Consider the following 18480-nt stretch of genomic DNA (forward strand, 5'->3'; position numbering starts at 1 on the left):
ATGGACGACGTGCCCATCCGCGACGAGTCGATACGGCTCGGCCAGTTCCTCAAGCTGGCCAACCTGATCGACACCGGCTCCGACGCCAAGGAGCTGATGATCCAGGGGTTGGTGACGGTCAACGGGGACGTCGAGACCCGCCGCGGTCGCCAGCTGGTGCCCGGCGACGTGGTACAGCTCGGTGGCGCGGAGGCGCGCGTCGCGCGCGCCTAGTCCGCGCGGCGGGCCACGAAGACGTACTCGCGGCCGGGCCGGTCGGGCGCGTCCCGGACCTCGATGACGGTGAACCCGGTGTCGGCGAGTGAGGACTCGATCTGTTCGCGGCTGCGAAAGCGGAGGGTGGAGTCCGAGGTGAGCACCACTGTGTCCTCGAGGACGAAGGTCGAGCGGAAGCTGACCAGGTCGTCGCGTGCCCCGATCAGTTCTCTCCAGCTCTCGACGCCGCCGACACCGGGTACCTCAGTGCGGTCCCAGGTGTGCGCGCGGTCCCACTCCAGCCATGCGCGGCGCTCCGGCACACGGGACTCGAAGACGAGATGGCCGCCAGCTCTCAACGCCTCGCGGATGCCGCGCAGGGTGGCCAGCCAGTCCTCGTCGGTGACGAACACCTGCGCGACGTTGGCTGTCATCGTGGCCGCGTCGACGTCGAGCGGGGGGAGACGGGTCGCGTCGGTGACGAGCCAGGTCACGGCATCGCTCTTGGTGCGGGCGATCTCGACGGAAGCCTCGGCCGGGTCGACGCCGATCACCTCGAGGCCACGGTCGGCGAGCAGGGCGGCGAAGGTGCCGGTGCCACATCCGACGTCGAGCACGCTCCGGGCGCCGAGCTCGGTCAGGATCGCGGCGTACGGCTCGAGATCGCTGCGGTCGGGGTCGAGCGGGTCGTAGAGCGCGGCGAGGCGCGGGTCGTCGAAGGCTCGGTCCGGCACGGTGGCAGTCTTGCTGGGTCGTCGTACCGGGGCCAGTGGATTTCGGCCGCGGGACAAGACGTGCGGGGCTGGCGGGCAAGTCTGGGGGCTGGCGGGCGAAGTATTGACTGCCAGCCCGGAGTTTCCCCGGACGTCCGGGGAAACCGACGCCCCTACTTCACACCGATCAGGTCCACCACGAAGATCAGCGTCTCGCCGGGCTTGATGACGCCACCGGCACCGCGGTCGCCGTACGCCAGGTGGGGCGGGATGACGAGCCGGCGACGGCCGCCGACCTTCATGCCCTGCACGCCCTGGTCCCAGCCGGAGATGACCTGGCCGACGCCGAGGCGGAAGTCGAGCGGGGCGCCGCGGTTGTACGACGCGTCGAACTCCTCGCCGGTCGAGTGGGCCACGCCCACGTAGTGCACCGACACGGTGCTCCCGGAGGTGGCCTCCGCGCCGTCACCCTCGGCCAGCTCGACGACCTCGAGGTCGGCGGGCGGCGGGCCGTCGGGCGGATCGATCTCGGGCTTCTCAGCAGTCATGGGCTCCACCTTGCCATGCCTCCCGATCGCGTCCGTCCGGTGGTTGACTGCGGAGGCATGAAGCACGGGATCAAGCTCGCCACTGTCAACCTCAACGCTCCCGACCCGAGCGCGCTCGGTGCGTTCTACGCCCGGCTGCTCGACTGGGAGGTCGTCCACGACGACGGGGGATGGGTGGTGCTCGGGCACGGTGACGACTACTTCCGGCTCACCTTCGAGAAGGACGAGAACTACCAGCGCCCGGTCTGGCCGAGCGAGCCGGGCCAGCCGCCGATCCAGATGCACCTCGACATCCGGGTCACCGATCTCAAGGGTGCTGTCGAGCACGCACTTGCCTGCGGTGCCGAGCTCTCGTCGTACCAGCCCCAGGACGACGTGCGCGTCTGCCTCGACCCGGCGGGCCATGCCTTCTGCCTCTTCCTCGACGAGTCCGGCGCCTGAGGACGTGGCGACCATGGACGGCGGGCTGCCGTTCGTCGACGAGCACCGCACCACGATCGAGGCACCGCGCGAGATGGTCTGGCCGCCGCTGCGGGAGTACGTCGACCGCATGCTCGCGCCGGACACGCACGGCGTGCTGACCCGGCTCCTCGGGACCGAGCCGCCCGCGGGGTTCGAGGTCTCGGAGGAGGTACCGGGGGAACGGGTCGTGCTCAGCGGGCGGCACCGGTTCTCGCGCTACGCCCTCGTCCTCGAGCTCGACCCGTCGGGCAGGCACACCGTGCTGCGTGCGCGCACCTTCGCCGCGTTCCCCGGACCACACGGTCGCGTCTACCGGTTGCTGGTGATCAGCAGCAGGGCCCACGTGGTGGCCACCCGGCGCATCCTGGCGTCGATGCGGCGGGCGTGCCTGTCGGGCCGCTGAGGCTCAGGTCTGGTGCACGTAGGAGTCGAGCTGGTCGCGCTCGAACTCCAGCTGGGTGATCCGGCTCTTCACCACGTCGCCGATGCTGATCACCGCGACCAGGTCGCCGTCGTCGACCACGGGGACGTGGCGGATGCGCTTCTCGGTCATCTGGACCATGAGCTCGTCGACGTCGTGACCCGGCTCGCAGGTCTGCACGACCGAGGTCATGATCTGCTCGACCGCAGAGTCGAGGATCGCGTCGTTGCCGTTGAGCTTGCGTACGACGTCGCGCTCGCTGACGATCCCGTCGACGGAGTTGCCGTCGCCGCTCACCACCACGGCTCCGATGTTGTGCTCGGCCAGCAGCGCCAGCAGATCGCGCACCGTGGCGTCGGGCGTGATCGTGATGACCTTGCTGCTGGACTTGCCCTTGATCACGTCGTTGATGTTCATGTGCTCGGCCCCTTCGTGAGCGTTGACGTCGAGGTCTCTGAGTCCTGAATCTAGTGCTCCCGGGCGCCGATGCACAGGGGGTCGTCGCTCGGCGTCAGTCGTCGTCCGGGGCCGGCTCGCCCCGCCTCGCGCTGAGGTCGTGCACGGTGCCGCCGGGGTGCGGATCGGCGTGGTCGGAGTGGGATCCGAGGAAGGCGAGCGCCTGGTCGTGCAGCTTGCCGTTGGTGGCGAGCGCGCTGCCGCCCGTGGGGCCGGGTTCGCCGTCGAGCGAGGTGAACACGCCGCCGGCCTCGCGCACGATCACGTCGAGGGCGGCCATGTCGTAGACGTGCAGGTCGGGCTCCGCGGCGATGTCCACGGCCCCCTCGGCGACCAGCATGTAGGACCAGAAGTCGCCGTACGCCCGGGTGCGCCAGCAGCGACGGGACAGCGACATGAAGTCCTCCAGCCGGCCGCGCTCGTCCCAACCGTGCAGCGAGCTGTAGGAGAGCGAGGCGTCCTCGACCCGCGAGACGTCCGAGACCTGGCAGGCCGTGGCGCGGAGCAGGGACTTGCCGGTCCAGGCGCCCCCGTCCTTCATCGCCCACCATCGCCGGTTCAGTGCGGGTGCGCTGACGACACCGACGACGACCTCGTCGTCGACCATCAGCGAGATCAGCGAGGCCCACACGGGTACGCCGCGCACGAAGTTCTTGGTGCCGTCGATCGGGTCCACCACCCACCGGCGCTGGCTGTGGCCGGTCGACCCCGACTCCTCACCGTGTACGGCGTCACGCGGCCGGGCCCGGGAGAGCACCCGACGGATGCCTTCCTCCACGGAGTGGTCGGCGTCGGTGACGGGAGTCAGGTCCGGTTTGGTCATCACGTGCAGGTCGAGTGCCTTGAAGCGCGCCTGCGACGTGGAGTCGGCATCGTCCGCGAGGACGTGGGCGAGCCGGAGGTCGTCGGTGTAGTCGGACGGCATGGGGCACAGGCTAAGCCCAGCGAGCAGAGGCCGCGTGCCGCAGTCCGACGCGCGCCGCGCTGGTGCTAGGACCAATGGACAGCAGAGCGCGGCGGTCGGCTCCCCCTAGCCTGACCCCCATGGAGATCAACGGGGTGCCCCTGCACCCGCTCGTCGTGCATGGTGCCGTCGTCTTCGTCCCCCTGGCCGCACTGGCCTCGATCGCCTACGTCGTGCCGCGGTGGCGCTGGCTGGCCCGATGGCCGGCCCTGCTGCTGACCCTCGTCGCCTCGGTCGCCGTCCAGCTCTCGATCATGACGGGGGAGGACATCGAGGAGTCCAGGCACCTCGACTCGCCGCTCGTGCACAACCACTCGGAGTGGGCCGAGAAGCTGCGCATCGCCGTCTTCGCGCTGACCGCCGTCATGGTGGTCGCGTTCTGGGCCCTCGGCCACGTCACCCGGCTCAGCGGTGCGCAGGACCGCGACGCGAAGCTCGCGGTCCTGGAGAAGCCGATGATCGTGCTGCTGCCGCTGCTGGCCGTCGCCGTGCTGGTGCTCGTCTTCCTCACCGGCGACGCCGGTGCCCGCGCCGTCTGGCAGCAGTAGCGAGCTAGTACTGCTCGCCGGCCTCACGGCTCGCGAGCAGGCGCCGGAACGAGCGCACCCGCTCGAGCTGGGTCCCGGTGGCCTCGTCGAGTCCGCACTCCGGCTCGTCCTCCCCGTGGGTGCACCCGCGGGGGCAGTCCTCGGTGAGGTCGTCGAGGTCGGGGAAGGCCTCGATCAGCTTGTCGGGGTCGACGTGGGCCAGGCCGAAGGACCGGATGCCGGGGGTGTCCATGATCCAGCCACCCCCCGGCAGGGGCAGCATCCAGACGCTGGTCGAGGTGTGCCGCCCGCGGCCGGTCACGGCATTGACCACGCCGACCTCGCGGAACGCGTCGGGCACGAGCGCGTTGACGAGCGTCGACTTGCCGACGCCGCTGTGCCCGAGGAGCACGCTGGTGCGGTTCGCGAGCCGCTCCCGGATCTCGGTGAGGTCGGCTGCACGCTGCGTCACGACGTAGGGCACCCCCAGCGGGCGGTAGCCGGCCAGCAGGGTCTCGGGGTCGGCGAGGTCGGCCTTGGTCAGGCACAGCAGCGGGTCCATGCCCGCGTCGTACGCCGCCACGAGGGCGCGGTCGACCAGTCCCTGTCGGGGCTCGGGGTCGGCGAGCGCCGTGACGATGACGAGCTGGTCGGCGTTGGCGACCACGACTCGCTCGACCGGGTCGTCGTCGTCGGCCGTACGCCGCAGCACGGTCACGCGCTCGTCGACCAGCACGATCCGGGCCAGCGATCCGTCGGCCCCGGAGGTGTCCCCGACCAGTCGCACCCGGTCGCCCACGACCACGCCCTTGCGGCCGAGCGGGCGGGACTTCATCGCGGTCACCGGCGGCCCGCCCTCGCCGAGGTCGCAGGTGTAGCGCCCGCGGTCGACGGTCACCACCACCGCCGGGACGGCGTCGTCGTAGCTGGGGCGGTTCTTGGTCCTCGGGCGGGTGTGCCGGCGGGGACGCTCGTAGCTCTCCGGGTCGTGCTCCTCGTAGCGCCCGCTCGTCATGCGAACAGTCCCGCCCACACGTCGGCGAAGCCCGGGAACGTCTTCGAGGTGGTGGCGACGTCCTCGACGAGCACGTCCTCGACGGCGGACCCCACCACGACGGCGGCGTGCGCCATCCGGTGGTCGGCGTAGGTGTGGAACGTCCCGCCGTGCAGCGGCGCGGGCTCGAAGGAGAGGCCGTCCTCGTGCTCGGTCACCTCCGCTCCCAGGCCGCGGAGCTCGGTGGCCAGCGCCGCGAGCCGATCGGTCTCGTGGCCGCGGATGTGGGCGATGCCGCGCAGCCGCGACGGCGTCTCGGCGAGTGCGCAGAGCGCGGCCACGGCAGGGGCGAGCTCGCCGACGTCGTGCAGGTCGGCGTCGATGCCCAGGAGGGTGTCGGAGCCGTCCACGGTGAGGCCGTGCGCGTCGAGCGACACCTCGGCCCCCATCCGCACCAGCAGGTCGCGCAGGGCGTCCCCGGCCTGGGTGGTCGCGGTTGGCCAACTGGGCACACGAACGCGCCCGCCGCTGGTCATGGCCAGCATCACGAACGGCGCAGCGTTGGACAGGTCGGGCTCGATGGTCACGTCGACGGCACGCACGGTGGTGGGCGGGACGGTCCAGGTGTCGTGGCCGGTCTCGACCTCCACGCCGTGCTCGCGCAGGCACGTGACGGTCATCGCGACGTGGGGGAGCGACGGCATCGGAGGCCCCGCGTGACGAACACTGATGCCCTCGTCGTACGACGCACCGGCGAGCAGCAGCGCTGAGACGAACTGGCTCGACGCGGACGCGTCGATGACGACCGAGCCGCCCCTGACGCGGCCCGTGCCCGTGACCGTGAACGGCAGCGTGCCGCGACCGTCGTCGTCGACCTCGACTCCGAGCGCCCGGAGGGCGTCGATGACCCCGGACATGGGACGGGTGCGCGCGTGCGGGTCACCGTCGAAGGTGACCGGACCGTCCGCCAGGGCCGCGACCGGTGGGACGAAGCGCATCACCGTGCCGGCGAGCCCGCAGTCGACGACCCCTGCTCGAAGAGAGCCCGGGGTCACCGTCCAGTGCTCGCCCGCGGTGTCGACGCGGGAGCCGAGCGTGGTCAGGGCAGCCGCCATCAGCTCGGTGTCGCGCGAGCGCAGGGCTCGGCGTACCACTGAGGGGCCGTCGGCCAGGGCGGCCAGCACGAGCGCCCGGTTGGTCAGCGACTTCGAGCCGGGGAGCTCGATGCGCGCGTCGACCGGACCACGCGCCGTCGGCGCGGGCCAGAGGTCGAGTCGTTGCGTCGGGCGCGTCTCCACGCCCCGAGGCTATTGGCCGATGGACTTCGCGGCGAGTCGAGCCTCGAGCTTGGCCTGCTTGGTCAGGTGGCGTGCCTCGCGCCGACCTCCCCGGACCGCGTGCTTGGCCCGCCACGCCACCCCGGGACGACCCTCGGTGTCGACCGACGCGAGCAGCAGGCCGCCGAGCACCGAGAGGTTCTTGAAGAAGTGCAGCTTCTGGTTCGCCTTCAGTGCGGGATCGGTCTCGTTCCAGAACTGGTGGCCGGCCATCGTCGTCGGTGCCAGCGAGGCGGCGAGCACGGTGCTGGACAGCCGAGGTGCCCGCCCCCGGGCCAGGGCCAGCGCCGCCAGGATCTGTGCGGCCGCGTTGATGCGCACCAGGGTCACGGTGTCGTCCGGGATCTGCACCGGGACCACCTTCTCGAGCGTCGGTCGGAGCCGGTCGACCACGGGCTTGGCCTTGATGGCCAGGGCATCGGCGTTCTTCAACGCGCTCACCGCGCCCACCACGAAGGTGGAAGCCAGCATCGGGCGCGCAATCAGTCGGGTGGCTGTCATGCCCTCATCTTTACCCCATCGACCCCGGGTCAATCCGAGCCGGAGTCGCCGGGGAGCGTGTAGGTGCGGCTGTTGTTGCCCTGCGCGGGGTCGGTCCAGCCGTCGGGAGGAGTGACCGAGAACGTCACCTGCTGGGGGGCGAAGCTCGTCGAGTGGAACAGGAAGGACTGTCCGTCGCGGGTGGCGGTGCAGACCCACGTGGTTCCGCCGGAGTGGTGGCACGTCGGGCTGTTGTGCGTGTGGAACTTCCCGCGGCTGCCGGTGGCCGTCACGGTCACGGTCGTGCCGTTGGGGACGCCCGAGACGATCACCGTGACGGTGGCGCGCCCACGGAGGTCTCCTGCGCGAAGGTCGAGCGAGAGGTCCGCGCTCAGCGCCGGCGGAGTCGTGGGCTCGGTCGGTGTCGGTTCGGTGGGGGTCGGGTTCGTCGGCTTGGTGGGCTGGGGTGTGCCGGGGTCGGTCGGCTTGGTGCCACCGCCGTTCCCGTTGCCGTGGCCGTTCCCGTTCCCTCCGTTGCCGTTCCCGTTCCCGTTGCCCCCGCCGCCTCCGTTCCCGCCGCCTCCGTTGGCTCCGTTGCCTCCGTTGCCCGTCGAGGTCGTTCCGGTGCTGGTGAGTGCGCTGGTGCCGGTGAGGGAGCCAGTGGCGGTCGCCGTGCTCGTGGCCGCATCCGTGGGCAGCGTCTGCTCGGTGGCAGGCGTGGTCGCCGTCGGCGCGCTGGGGCTGGGGAGGCCCGAGGTTGAGTTGGGCGAGGAGGAGTCCGAGGGCGACGGGGTCGAGGAGGTGGCGATCCCCACGGCTCCGGGCGGCTGCGCCGAGGTCGGCTGCTCGCTCGGTCCGCGGTTGGCGATGGCGAGGCCGGTGATGGTGGCGACCCCGACGGCGGTCACCGTCGCGGCAGCGGTGGCGGGGAGGTTGGACAGGGCCAGGTCGCGGATGCGGCCGAAGGCCGCCGCCACTCCCGCGCCGGCTCCTGCGCCGGCGACCACGCCGCCGCCGAGGTACCCGGCAGCGGCGCCGCCGAGCAGTACCGGCCCGAGCAGTCCGGCGAGCGAGGAGTTGACCTCGGCCAGCTCGAGGTAGACGGCCGTGCAGCGTCGGCAGTGGTCGAGGTGGTCCTCCACCTTGGCCGTGTCGCGGCGTGACAGGGCGTGGCGCACGTACCCGCCCATCAGGTCGTTGGTCTCGCGGCACTCCTCGCTGACCAGGTCGCCGGCGTGCATGGTCAAGAACGCCTGGCGCAGACCCTCACGGGCACGGTAGGCGAGCGCGGAGACCGAGTTGGCGCTCATCCCGAGGAGCACGGCGATGTCAGCCGGCTTCTGGTTCTCGACCTCGAGGTGCCACAGCACCATCTGCCAGCGCTCCGGCAGCGAGGCGAACGCCTTGGCGGCAGCCCCGCCCTCGAAGCCGGCCACCGCCGTGTCGGCGAACGGCACACCCGGGTCGTACGGCGTCATGTCGCCCGCCGTGGTGAGCTTCTGCTGGCCACGCACCTTGTCGATGTGCAGCCGCCGGACCGCCGTCAGCAGGTAGGCGCGGAACGCCACGTCGGGACCGCCGCCCCCGAGCAGGACGTTGAGGACCTTGACGAACGCCTCGGAGACCAGGTCGTCGGCGTCCGAGGGACCCACGAGCAGCCGGGCCAACCGGGTGGCCGCGTCCACGTGTCGGGCGAACAGCGTGCCGTAGGCGCCGACGTCACCCTCACGCACCCGGGAGATGAGCTCCGGATCCGTCAGTTCGTGGGGAGTCGCGTCGGCGGAGCTCATGGGCGTTGGCGGGGCCTTCGGGGAGGTCGGGAAGGAACTGCCTGAGTTTATTCCGGTTTTCCCGTCATGGAACCCGTGCAGCCCCGTTACTTCCTCGAGGCCACTACGTGGGGGGTGGCCTTGACCGAGGAGAGACGGAGCTGGCATGGGCATCTTTGCGACATTGGTTCGCAGGGGCGCGCACGCCGAGGTGACGGCGGACGCCGTACCGGACCGGGACGTGCTGCAGCGGGGGCTGCCTGCGCGTTTCGAGGCGGTCGGCGAACGCATCGCCGCAGGGCACGACGTGAGCAACGCGTGCGCAGACGTGGGCCGGGAGACTGCCCGTGACGGTGCCGACCTGGGTGAGGCACTGGACGGGCTGAGGGCCACCTACGCGCGCGTTCAGGGAGGGGAGCCCGACTACCGGGCTCTGCGAGCGTTGTGCCTGGCGTGGAGCGAGGAGACCCTCGGATACCTCCACCAGCTCTCCTGCGAGGACCCTCTGACGGGACTGGCCAGCCTTGCGCACCTGCGGGCCAGGCTCTCGGAGGTCTATCGCGGGGCCGAGCAGGGGGGACGGTCGACGAACACCAGCCACGCGCTGGTGGTGGTCGACGTCCCCCTGCTCGCACGCCGGCCGTCCGTGGAGGGCGGCCGCGCAGGCGTGGGCGTGGTGGCCGGCTTCGAGTCAGCCTTGTGGCTGGCCCGGCTGGCCGACTACGCCCGCATGGTGTTTCCGGGAGGGGAAACCATCGGCCTGGCGAGCCCGTCGCGGCTCGTCGTGGTCGCTGAACGGGGGGACCTGCTCGCTCCGCGAGTGGGGCTGTTGCGCGGTCTCGTCGAGGACATGGATCCGGGGGGAGAGAGGGCCCGGGTCTGGATCGAGGGTCTGCCGCCGTCCGACGACGGCGCTGGCCTTCTCCTCGACGAGATCGCGCGCAGCTAGGGCGGTCTCGGCGTACGGCGCTGTCTGCGCCTGCGACTAGCCTTGCCGCCATGTGCGGTCGCTACGCCTCGAGTCGTCAGCCCGAGGACCTCGTCGAGGAGTTCGAGATCCGCAACCCCGACCTGCCTCACCTCGAGCCCGACTTCAACGTGGCGCCGACCAAGGAGGTCTACGCCGTGGTCGAGCGTCCGCCCAGCGGTGAGAAGGAAGCCACCCCGGAGCGACAGCTGCGCGCGCTGACCTGGGGCCTGGTGCCGTTCTGGGCCAAGGACCCCAAGGTCGGCAGCCGGATGATCAACGCCCGGATGGAGACCGTGGCCGAGAAGCCGGCCTATCGCCGCGCCTTCGAGCGCCGTCGCGCGATCCTGCCGGCCGACGGCTACTTCGAGTGGTACCCGACCGAGGAGAAGACCAAGGCCGGCAAGCCCCGCAAGCAGCCCTACTTCATCCGGCCCAAGGACGGCGGCGTGCTGGCGATGGCCGGCCTCTACGAGATCTGGCGCGATCCGGCCAAGGACGAGGACGACCCGACCCGGTTCCTGTGGACCTGCACCGTGCTGACCACCAGCGCCGAGGACTCCCTGGGCCACATCCACGACCGGATGCCGCTCATGCTGGGTCCCGACCGCTACGAGCAGTGGCTGGACCCCCGTGTCAACGCGACCGACGACCTGCTGGCGCTGCTCGAGCCGGCCGCACCCGGTCGGCTGGAGGCCTACCCGGTCTCCACGCTGGTCTCCAACGTCAAGAACAACGGCCCCGAGCTGCTCGCCCCGCTGCCCCTCGAGGAGGCCTGATGCCTCCCGAGCGCATGGTGCCCACTCCCAAGGGCGACGCCCGGCTGGTCGTACGCCGCGCCAAGCGACCGCTCGCGATGCTGGTGCTCACCCACGGGGCCGGTGGCGGGATCGACGCACCTGACCTGCTCCGGCTCGCGCGCACCCTGCCCCAGCAGGACATCTCGGTGGCCCTGGTCGAGATGCCCTGGCGGGTGGCCGGCAAGAAGCTCGCGCCCGCCCCGCCCGTGATCGACGAGTGCTACACCGCCGTGCTCGACGACATGCGCACCCGCAGCCCGCTCGTGCTCGGCGGCCGCAGCGCCGGAGCCCGTTCGGCCTGCCGGATCGCGAGGGGAGTCGGCGCCCGCGGCGTGCTGGCGCTCTCGTTCCCGCTGCACCCGCCCGGACAGCCGGAGAAGTCCCGCCTCGCCGAGCTCCAGCACACCCGGGTGCCGACGCTCGTGGTGCAGGGCGAGCGTGACCCGTTCGGCACACCCGCGGAGTTCCCCGACGGGATCGACCTCGCCGTCGTCCCCGCCGCCGACCACTCGATGAAGGTCCCGAAGTCCGCCGAGCTGAGCCAGGCCGACGCCTTGGCCGTGGTGCTGGAGGCCACCCTGGAGTGGGTGGTGCGCGAGATCGCGGGGAATCGAAACGGCTGAGGCCGTGTTCCTCCTGTGGATCCCGGGAGCCCCCGGACCACAACCGTGACAAACCTGCGGAGGAGGATCGCCCGTGCTCGCGACGCTCGACCGGCCGTCGTCCGCCACCCCTCGTCTACTCTGGGACACGATGAGTGACACCGACCCCGAGACCCTCGACCCCGCCGACGCCGCTGTCGTCGACCCGGCCGAGATCGACCCCCAGACCGAGACCGAGGCAGAGCGCCAGACGCGGTTCGAGCGCGACGCGCTGCCGTTCCTGGACCAGCTCTACTCGGCCGCGATGCGGATGACCCGCAACCCCGCCGACGCCGAGGACCTCGTCCAGGAGACGTTCGCCAAGGCCTACGGGTCCTTCCACCAGTTCCGGCCCGGCACCAACCTCAAGGCGTGGCTGTACCGGATCCTCACCAACACCTTCATCAACACCTATCGCAAGAAGCAGCGCGAGCCGCAGCAGTCGATGGCCGAGGACGTCGAGGACTGGCAGCTCGCCCGCGCCGAGTCGCACTCCTCCAGCGGGCTGAAGTCCGCGGAGATGCAGGCGCTCGAGCACCTGCCCGACTCCGACGTGAAGGACGCCCTGCAGCGGCTGCCGGAGGAGTTCCGGCTGGCGGTCTATCTCGCCGACGTCGAGGGATTCCCCTACAAGGAGATCGCCGAGATCATGGAGACGCCCATCGGCACCGTGATGTCACGGCTGCACCGTGGGCGTCGCCAGCTCCGCGAGATGCTGGCCGACTACGTCCGAGACAACGACCTGCTCTCCAGTGGGGCCACGAAGGGAGCCTCGTGATGACGACCCACGACCCCGAGATGCCGACCGGAGACCCTTCGTCGAACTTCTCTGCCAAGGACTGCTCGGAGGTCCTCGGTCGCGTGTTCTTCTTCCTCGACAACGAGCTCGAGCAGGCCGACTGCGCCGAGATCCAGCACCACCTCGACGAGTGCGGCCCGTGCCTCGCCCGCTACGACCTCGAACGCACCGTGAAGACCCTGGTGGCCCGTTCGTGCAGCGAGAAGGCGCCCGACGGGCTGCGGCAGCGCGTGATGCTGTCGATCCGCCAGGTGCAGGTCGAGATCACCCGCCGCGACTGAGCGGTCCTGGTCGCCCGATTCGTCTTGTCGCGGCGTACCTGAGAGGATGTACGCCGGCTCCGGGAGCAACCCCAGGGCCACCGACGTAGGAGGACCACCATGGGCAAGACCGGCCGCAAGCGCCGCGCTCGCAAGAAGAAGGGCGCGAACCACGGCAAGCGCCCCAACGCCTGAGCGCACAGTGTCGATCCCGGAGCCCCGGACCACCAGGTCCGGGGCTCTCGTGCGTCCGGACTTGATTGGATGGGGGACATGGAACTCGAGACACTCGTGACCGAGGGGCACGCCGAGATCGCCCGCACGACCGAGGAGCACTCCCAGCGCTGGGGACTCGGTACGGCGCAACGGTGGTCGCTCGACCAGGGCCAGGGACGGATCTTCTGGGCCTTCGAGGACCACGTCGCCTCGGCGCCGGTGCAGATCCTCGGCTCCTGGAACGCGAAGGTGAGCAGCTTCGTGTGGTCCTGGGACAACGCCTCCATCGCCGAGTCGCTCTCCCGGACCGCCTCGGAAGTGCGTGCCTACGGGGCCGAGCACGGCATCGGCGCCCTGACCTCGTCCCCGCTGGAGCTCGACGAGGGGCGGGTCCGCGACGTCATCGCGCTCGCCTTCCGGATCGGTCGCTGCACCGGGCTCTACCACCCCTTCGACGGCAGCCTCGCCAGCTACATCGCCTTCGGCGAGGTCACCCTCGAGGAGGCGGGCCGCACGTCGGTGTTCGAGGTCCCGGCCAGATGAGCCCGGCGCCGATCCCACAGCCGCTCGTCGCCGGCCTCACCGCGACGATCGAGCGCACCGTCACCGAGGCCGACACCGCCGCCGCCGTGGGCTCGGGCAGCCTGCCGGTGCTCGGTACGCCGGTGCTGCTCGCCTGGAGCGAGGCGGCCACCTGTGCGGCGGTCGAGTCGTGCCTCGCCGAGGGGCAGACCACGGTCGGCACCCGGGTCTCGGTCGAGCACCTCGCGCCCTCGGCGGTCGGTGCCGTCGTACGCATCTCGGCGGGCACCACCCACGTCGACGGCAAGCTGGTGCGGTTCAGCGTCGCCGTCCGCCAGGACGGCAAGCTGGTCGGCTCCGGTGAGGTGACGCGCGTGATCGTCGACGCCGAACGGTTCATGGGGCGCGTCGCGGGCGCTTGATCTTCCGGATTCCGCGTCCGGTGTGTGGCATTTGCTCTTAATCTGGAGCCGGCGTCGCGTGCTGCGGCGCCGGACGGCCGACGGATCGGCGGTCCCGGGGCCATGGAAGGCAGAGCATGAGGCGTCTCGTCGTACCGCCGCACGGACGGACCGGAGTGGTCCTCCGAGCCTGTGGCGTCCTCGTCTCGGCCCTGCTGGTCACGGCCCCGGTGTTCCTGGCCGCCATGGGCCATGGTTCGAGCGCCTCGGTGTGCGGCCCCGGCGGTGAGGTCCTCGAGCGGATGCCCGGTCCGGTCGTCTGCGCGCACGCCGACGTCGCGCCGCCCGGCGTCGACGTCACCGAGCCCGTCAGCACCGCCGAGCTGCGTTCCCGCGTCGGCGCCGGCCCGGCGGCCTACGAGGCGGCCGAGGACCTCGGCGTGCCGATGGCCGCGGCCTCCAACGCGACCACCCCGGCGGTGACGTGCGACGGGGACGGCAGCAGCGGCTTCCGGGTCCAGGCGATGTACGTCGTGGAGGCAGGCCACGCCAACCGCTACGCGAGCCTGCTGGCCAACTTCAAGCTGTGGGCCGCCGGCGTCGACGACGTCGTCAACCGCTCGGCCGCGGTGACCGGTGGGGTGCGCAACGTGCGCTACGTGACCGAGGTGGGCGCCGGCGGCACCTGCGAGGCCAAGGTCCTCAACGTGACTGTGCCGGCGGGCTCGATGAGCAGCTTCAGCGCCACCATCAGTGCGGTCCAGGCGCTCGGCTACACCGACCCGACCCGCAAGTACCTGATGTGGACCGACGGCACCGGGCAGTGCGGGATCGCGTCGCTCTACCCCAACGACGGGGCCACGCAGGCCAACCCGAACAACGGCTCCTACGCCCAGTACGCCCGGATCGACTCCGCCTGCTGGGGCTTCGGTGACGGTGCCGGCGACCACTCGGTCGAGGCGCACGAGCTGGTGCACACCCTCGGGGCGGTGAACCGCAGTGCGGCGCACTCCACGGCCAACGGTCACTGCTGGGACGAGAGCGACACCATGTGCTACGCCGATGGCGGCGGCCACGCCATGGTGCAGGTCTGCCCGCCGACGCTGGAGTATCTGCTCGACTGCAACTCCGACGACTACTTCTCGACCTACCCCGACCCCGGCAGCTATCTCTCCGGACACTGGAACGCGGCCGACTCGCGCTTCCTCGTCGGGGGCGGCGACGGATCGGGCGGCGGCTCGGCCGGTACGCCGACGCACCTCGGCGCGACCATCGGTGTGAACAACCCCGCCGTCCCCGGACTGGGCACGCAGGTCGAGGTGGCGCCGGTGCTGCCCACCGGTCGCAGCGTGCAGACCGTTGCGTGGAAGGCGGGCCGTGCCGACTGCACCTTCGCCGACCCGACCGCCGTGCAGACCACGGTCACCTGCCCGGCCAAGGCCAGCGGGTCGACGACCGTCACCGTCACCGTCACCGACTCGACCGCGGCCACCAAGGTCGTCACGAGCCCACTGGTCTTCGCGACCGGCACCGCGCGCCCCGTCGGGATCACTCTCGGCCTCGACGGCCAGCAGGGTGCTGCGTCGGTGTGCACCAGCGCGACTTTTCCCGTGCGGGCCACCGTCACCGACACGGCGACCGGGCAGCCGGTGCTCGGGCTGTCCGTCGCGTTCACCAAGAAGACCTCCGCGATGACCGTTGCTGCTGCCGCAGGCGCAGCCACGACGGTCAGCGGCGGCGTGGCCACCGCCAGTGGTGTGGCCACGCTGCCGACGTCGTACGCCGCCCGGACCACGGTTGGCTCCGTGTTCGCCGCCGCGACCTCGGCCACCGGCACCGCGACTCCGGCGAAGTGCACCCTCGACCTCGACGCCGCCGCCAGCGACGACGACGTCTACCAGGGGGACCCGGTCACGGTGTCCGGCACGCTCAACCGGAGCGTGGGCGGCGCGGACGTCGGCGTGGCTGGCGTCTCGGTGCCGGTGAAGCTCACCTGGACGGAGGGCTCGACCACGAAGTCGCTGGCCCTCGCGACGGTGCGTACGACGGCCGACGGCTCGTTCACGACGACCGTCAAGCCGATCCGTTCCGGACACCTGGGCATCGCCGTACCGGCCGCGGCCTCCTGGAACGCCGTCGGCGCCGAGCTCGGGTCACTGACGGTCCGGACACCGAGCACCGAGCTCACGGCGAGCGCCGACGCCTCCGACGTCGGCTACGGCGGGAGCGTGCACGTCACCGGGCGGCTGACCCGCACCGCCGGCAGCAGCACCACCGGTGTCGCCGCTGCCACGGTGACGGTGAAGGTGCTGGCGAGCGGGGCCAGGGCCGCTACCGCGGTGGGCACGGCCCGCACGCTGGCGGACGGCACCTACAGCCTCGCGGTGCCGCTGAAGCTCTCCGGCACCCTGTCGGCGACGTACGCCGGCGCGACCGGCCTTCCAGCGGACAGCGTCGACCTCGGCGCCGTCACCGCCGGCACCTGGACGACCTCGTTCACCTCGGCGGCCGCCACCCGCTCGGGCACCAGCGTGACGGTGACCGGCGGGCTGTCCCGGACGTACGGCGGCGGCACCGTCGTCGCCCCGGGCGTGCCGGTCAAGGTGTTCTTCACGCCGACCAGCACCGGCGTCTCCGCCCAGGTCGCCTCGGCGACGACCAGTGCGAGCGGCACGATCTCGGTCCGGACGACCTACCGTTCGGCCGGCAGCTACACCCTGAAGGTGCTCAAGGTGGCGGGTCATGCCGACGCCACCTCGCAGGCGGTCCCGATCGCCTAGAACCGCATCCCGTACGCGAGCAGGGAGACCCCCGGCTCGGGCGACCAGTCGTCGTCGGGAAGCCTGGTGAAGCCCAGGCGCTCGTAGACGCGGTGGGCCGAGGTCATCTGGTCCATCGTCGACATCCGCACGCCGGCGTACCCCTGCTCGCGGGAGCGCCGCAGGCACAGCTCGACCAGTGCCTGACCGACGCCGCGACCGCGTGCGGCCGGGTCGACCGCGAGCATCCGGAACTCGCCCTCGTCGTCGCGGGCGATCTCGCGGTAGGGCGAGCCGGGCAGCACGAAGGTGACCGAGCCGAGCACCTGCTCGCCGTCGACCGCCACCCAGACCTCGGCCTCCCGGGCACGGCGGGCAGTGTCGGCGAGCTTCTCGACGTAGCCGTCCGACTCGACGACGAACCCGTCGCCGATGTAGACGTCGGCCGTCAGCTGCCCGACGGCCGCGAGCTCCTCGGCGCGGACCAGGCGGAGCTCGTGGCCCACCGGATCAGATGCCGAAGGTGTTGCGGGGATAGGGCGCGTTGACATCGGTGATCACGTTGACCAGGTAGGGGACGTTGGCTGCGAAGGCTCGGTCGAGCGCCGGTCCGATCTGCCGGGGGTCGGTGACGGTCTCGCCGGCTCCGCCGAGCGCCGTGACCACCTGGTCGTAGCGGGTCTGCGGAGCGAGGTCGGCGGCCACGTCGTACCCGTAGAGCATCTGCATCGGGCCCTTCTCCAGGCCCCACGCGGAGTTGTTGCCGCAGACCATCACGACGGGGAGGTTGTGCCGGACGAGGGTGTCGACGTCCATCAGCGACATGCCGGCCGCGCCGTCGCCGTACAGCAGGACGACCTGTGCCGACGGCCGGGAGAGCCGGGCGGCGATGGCGGCACCGAGACCGGCGCCGAGGCAGCCGTAGGGGCCGGGGTCGAGCCAGCCACCCGGTCGCTTCGGCTCGATGAACTTGCCGGCGAACGAGACGAAGTCACCGCCGTCGCCGATGACGACGGCGTCCTCGGCCAGCCGGGGCACCAGCTCGCCGTAGATGCGCGCAGGGTGGATCGGATCGGCTGTCGCGCCGAGCAGCTCGGCGTCCCGGGCGGTGGCCTGCTTGACCGTGTCCTGGAGGTCGCTGACCCACGAGGACCAGTCGGGACGTCGTACGAGACCTGCGACGGCGTCGCGGAGCCCGTCGAGCACCAGGGTGAGGTCGCCCGAGGCCTCGGCGGCCAGCTCGGCGTGCTGGGAGACCTGGCCGGGGGAGTCGGCCAGGTGTACGACGCGGGCGGGGGTCGCCCCCTCCTTCCCGCCGAAGAGGCCGTAGCCGAGCCGGAAGTCGAGCGGAGTGCCGGCGACGACGACCAGGTCGGCACCGTTGAGCGCGACTCCGCGGGCCTTGGTCGCCAGCTTGGGGTGCCCGCCGGGGATGACGCCGCGGCCCATCCCGTTGGTGATGACCGGGATCCCGGTCTCCTCGACGAGCCGGAGCGCAGCCTCCTCGGCGCCGTCGGCCCAGACGTCGGTGCCGAGGATCAGCACCGGCCGTTGCGACTGGCCGAGCAGCTCGGCGATGTCGGCGATGGCGTCGCCGTCGGGCTCGAGCCGCTGCCGGGGACCGACGGTCGGACGGGCCGAGGCCGAGGTGTTGAAGAACTCGTCCATCGGCACGTCGACGAACACCGGCCCGCGGTGCGAGCTCCCGGCCAGCGTGAACGCCTCGTGCATCCCCTGGGCCACCTCGCCGGCGGTGTGGATGGTGCGGGCCAGCTTGGAGACCGGCGCCAGGATCGGCGGCTGGTCGAGCTCCTGGAGCGAGCCGCTGCCCCAGCGGTTCTGCGGCGCCCGCCCGCCGACCACGACCAGGGGCGAGCCGCTGAACTGGGCCTGGGCGACCGCGCTGACCCCGTTGGTGACGCCGGGACCGGCGGTGAGCACCGCGAGACCCGGCGTGCGGGTCAGCTTGCCCATCGCCTCGGCGGCGAAGGCGGCGGTCTGCTCGTGGCGTACGTCGAGGATCCGCATCGGCGGCTCGGCGGTCACCGCCCCGTCGTACATCGGGAAGACGTGGGCCCCCGAGAGCGTGAACATGACCTCGACCCCGTGGGCGCGAGCGACGGCGACGGCGTGCTGCCCGGAGTGGGCCTCCACGGTCCCGGCCGGGTCGCCCGTCTGGTCGGTGGGTTGCTCCGTCGGTTGCTCGGGTGCCTGGGTCATGGAGGCGAGGTTAGCCCTCGGCCAGTCGT

General features: G+C 71.6%; 23 protein-coding genes. 13 read left to right on the forward strand and 10 right to left on the reverse strand.

The window, feature by feature from the left end:
• Nucleotides 1-213: an RNA-binding S4 domain-containing protein gene (locus tag H976_RS0121165; RefSeq protein WP_027863156.1), complete on the forward strand. Its 213-nt coding sequence runs from the start codon at nt 1-3 to the stop codon at nt 211-213.
• On the opposite strand, the gene H976_RS0121170 is transcribed toward H976_RS0121165, so the two are convergent.
• Nucleotides 210-929: a class I SAM-dependent methyltransferase gene (locus tag H976_RS0121170; RefSeq protein WP_027863157.1), complete on the reverse strand. Its 720-nt coding sequence runs from the start codon at nt 927-929 to the stop codon at nt 210-212. The two genes, H976_RS0121165 and H976_RS0121170, sit on opposite strands and share 4 nt — an antisense overlap.
• Nucleotides 930-1081: 152 nt before the next feature.
• The gene (locus tag H976_RS0121175) at nt 1082-1456 is read right to left on the reverse strand and encodes an FKBP-type peptidyl-prolyl cis-trans isomerase (RefSeq protein WP_027863158.1); all 375 of its coding nucleotides are present in this window, start codon (nt 1454-1456) and stop codon (nt 1082-1084) included.
• Between the two features lie 57 nt (nt 1457-1513).
• On the opposite strand from H976_RS0121175, the gene H976_RS0121180 reads away from it, so the two are divergent.
• On the forward strand, nt 1514-1897 hold the full coding sequence (locus H976_RS0121180) for a VOC family protein (protein ID WP_027863159.1): 384 nt from the start codon (nt 1514-1516) through the stop codon (nt 1895-1897).
• A gap of 4 nt (nt 1898-1901) precedes the next feature.
• Nucleotides 1902-2321, forward strand: a complete 420-nt coding sequence (locus H976_RS0121185; protein WP_369759044.1) for a hypothetical protein — start codon at nt 1902-1904, stop codon at nt 2319-2321.
• A gap of 3 nt (nt 2322-2324) precedes the next feature.
• Here H976_RS0121185 and H976_RS0121190 read toward each other — a convergent pair whose 3' ends face one another.
• Both H976_RS0121190 and hisN read right to left on the reverse strand, forming a co-directional pair.
• A complete protein-coding gene (locus H976_RS0121190; protein WP_027863161.1) occupies nt 2325-2756 on the reverse strand; it encodes a CBS domain-containing protein in 432 nt (143 codons plus the stop codon).
• 94 nt (nt 2757-2850) lie between these two features.
• The gene (hisN, locus tag H976_RS0121195) at nt 2851-3720 is read right to left on the reverse strand and encodes a histidinol-phosphatase (RefSeq protein ID WP_027863162.1); all 870 of its coding nucleotides are present in this window, start codon (nt 3718-3720) and stop codon (nt 2851-2853) included.
• A 119-nt stretch (nt 3721-3839) separates the two neighbouring features.
• On the opposite strand from hisN, the gene H976_RS0121200 reads away from it, so the two are divergent.
• On the forward strand, nt 3840-4307 hold the full coding sequence (locus H976_RS0121200) for a DUF2231 domain-containing protein (protein WP_036227630.1): 468 nt from the start codon (nt 3840-3842) through the stop codon (nt 4305-4307).
• 4 nt (nt 4308-4311) lie between these two features.
• Here the strand turns inward: H976_RS0121200 and rsgA are convergent, their stop codons facing one another.
• From rsgA to H976_RS27805, 4 genes are read right to left on the reverse strand one after another with little or no spacing between them, the layout of a single operon-like run.
• A complete protein-coding gene (gene rsgA / locus H976_RS0121205) occupies nt 4312-5301 on the reverse strand; it encodes a ribosome small subunit-dependent GTPase A (protein WP_027863164.1) in 990 nt (329 codons plus the stop codon).
• Nucleotides 5298-6578 (reverse strand): 3-phosphoshikimate 1-carboxyvinyltransferase, encoded by a 1281-nt coding sequence (gene aroA, locus H976_RS0121210; RefSeq protein ID WP_027863165.1) that lies wholly within the window; start codon nt 6576-6578, stop codon nt 5298-5300. The genes rsgA and aroA overlap by 4 nt, the downstream gene beginning before the upstream one ends.
• 9 nt (nt 6579-6587) lie before the next feature.
• Nucleotides 6588-7118, reverse strand: coding sequence for a DoxX family membrane protein (locus H976_RS0121215; protein WP_027863166.1), 531 nt, complete (start codon nt 7116-7118; stop codon nt 6588-6590).
• Nucleotides 7119-7147: 29 nt separating this feature from the next.
• Nucleotides 7148-8887: a sigma-70 family RNA polymerase sigma factor gene (locus H976_RS27805; protein ID WP_051277256.1), complete on the reverse strand. Its 1740-nt coding sequence runs from the start codon at nt 8885-8887 to the stop codon at nt 7148-7150.
• 145 nt (nt 8888-9032) lie between these two features.
• Here H976_RS27805 and H976_RS0121230 point away from each other — a divergent pair, with 145 nt between their 5' ends.
• From H976_RS0121230 to H976_RS29245, 9 genes are all read left to right on the forward strand, one after another.
• Nucleotides 9033-9815, forward strand: coding sequence for a hypothetical protein (locus tag H976_RS0121230; protein WP_027863168.1), 783 nt, complete (start codon nt 9033-9035; stop codon nt 9813-9815).
• Nucleotides 9816-9865: 50 nt separating this feature from the next.
• Nucleotides 9866-10612, forward strand: coding sequence for an SOS response-associated peptidase (locus H976_RS0121235; protein WP_027863169.1), 747 nt, complete (start codon nt 9866-9868; stop codon nt 10610-10612).
• Entirely contained in the window at nt 10612-11256 is a 645-nt protein-coding gene (locus H976_RS0121240) for an alpha/beta family hydrolase (RefSeq protein ID WP_027863170.1), read from the forward strand. Before H976_RS0121235 ends, H976_RS0121240 begins: the two co-directional genes overlap by 1 nt.
• Nucleotides 11257-11386: 130 nt before the next feature.
• Nucleotides 11387-12052 carry a sigma-70 family RNA polymerase sigma factor gene (locus tag H976_RS0121245; protein ID WP_081683151.1) on the forward strand — a complete coding sequence of 222 codons (666 nt, stop codon included), beginning with the start codon at nt 11387-11389 and terminating at the stop codon, nt 12050-12052.
• Nucleotides 12052-12354, forward strand: coding sequence for a mycothiol system anti-sigma-R factor (gene rsrA, locus H976_RS0121250; protein WP_231389012.1), 303 nt, complete (start codon nt 12052-12054; stop codon nt 12352-12354). The genes H976_RS0121245 and rsrA overlap by 1 nt, the downstream gene beginning before the upstream one ends.
• A gap of 99 nt (nt 12355-12453) precedes the next feature.
• A complete protein-coding gene (locus tag H976_RS31195; protein WP_369759046.1) occupies nt 12454-12528 on the forward strand; it encodes a 50S ribosomal protein bL37 in 75 nt (24 codons plus the stop codon).
• 78 nt (nt 12529-12606) lie between these two features.
• Nucleotides 12607-13092: a DUF6882 domain-containing protein gene (locus H976_RS27810; protein ID WP_051277258.1), complete on the forward strand. Its 486-nt coding sequence runs from the start codon at nt 12607-12609 to the stop codon at nt 13090-13092.
• Nucleotides 13089-13493 carry a thioesterase family protein gene (locus H976_RS0121260; RefSeq protein ID WP_036227631.1) on the forward strand — a complete coding sequence of 135 codons (405 nt, stop codon included), beginning with the start codon at nt 13089-13091 and terminating at the stop codon, nt 13491-13493. The genes H976_RS27810 and H976_RS0121260 overlap by 4 nt, the downstream gene beginning before the upstream one ends.
• A 116-nt stretch (nt 13494-13609) precedes the next feature.
• Complete coding sequence (locus tag H976_RS29245) at nt 13610-16252, forward strand: hypothetical protein (RefSeq protein WP_155918623.1); 2643 nt, start codon at nt 13610-13612, stop codon at nt 16250-16252.
• Here H976_RS29245 and H976_RS0121270 read toward each other — a convergent pair.
• On the reverse strand, nt 16249-16737 hold the full coding sequence (locus H976_RS0121270) for a GNAT family N-acetyltransferase (RefSeq protein WP_027863174.1): 489 nt from the start codon (nt 16735-16737) through the stop codon (nt 16249-16251). The two genes, H976_RS29245 and H976_RS0121270, sit on opposite strands and share 4 nt — an antisense overlap.
• A gap of 4 nt (nt 16738-16741) precedes the next feature.
• The gene (locus tag H976_RS0121275; protein WP_051277264.1) at nt 16742-18451 is read right to left on the reverse strand and encodes an acetolactate synthase; all 1710 of its coding nucleotides are present in this window, start codon (nt 18449-18451) and stop codon (nt 16742-16744) included.
• Between the last annotated feature and the right edge of the window lie 29 nt (nt 18452-18480).

This window comes from Marmoricola sp. URHB0036 (assembly GCF_000426045.1).
Lineage (GTDB): Bacteria > Actinomycetota > Actinomycetes > Propionibacteriales > Nocardioidaceae > Marmoricola.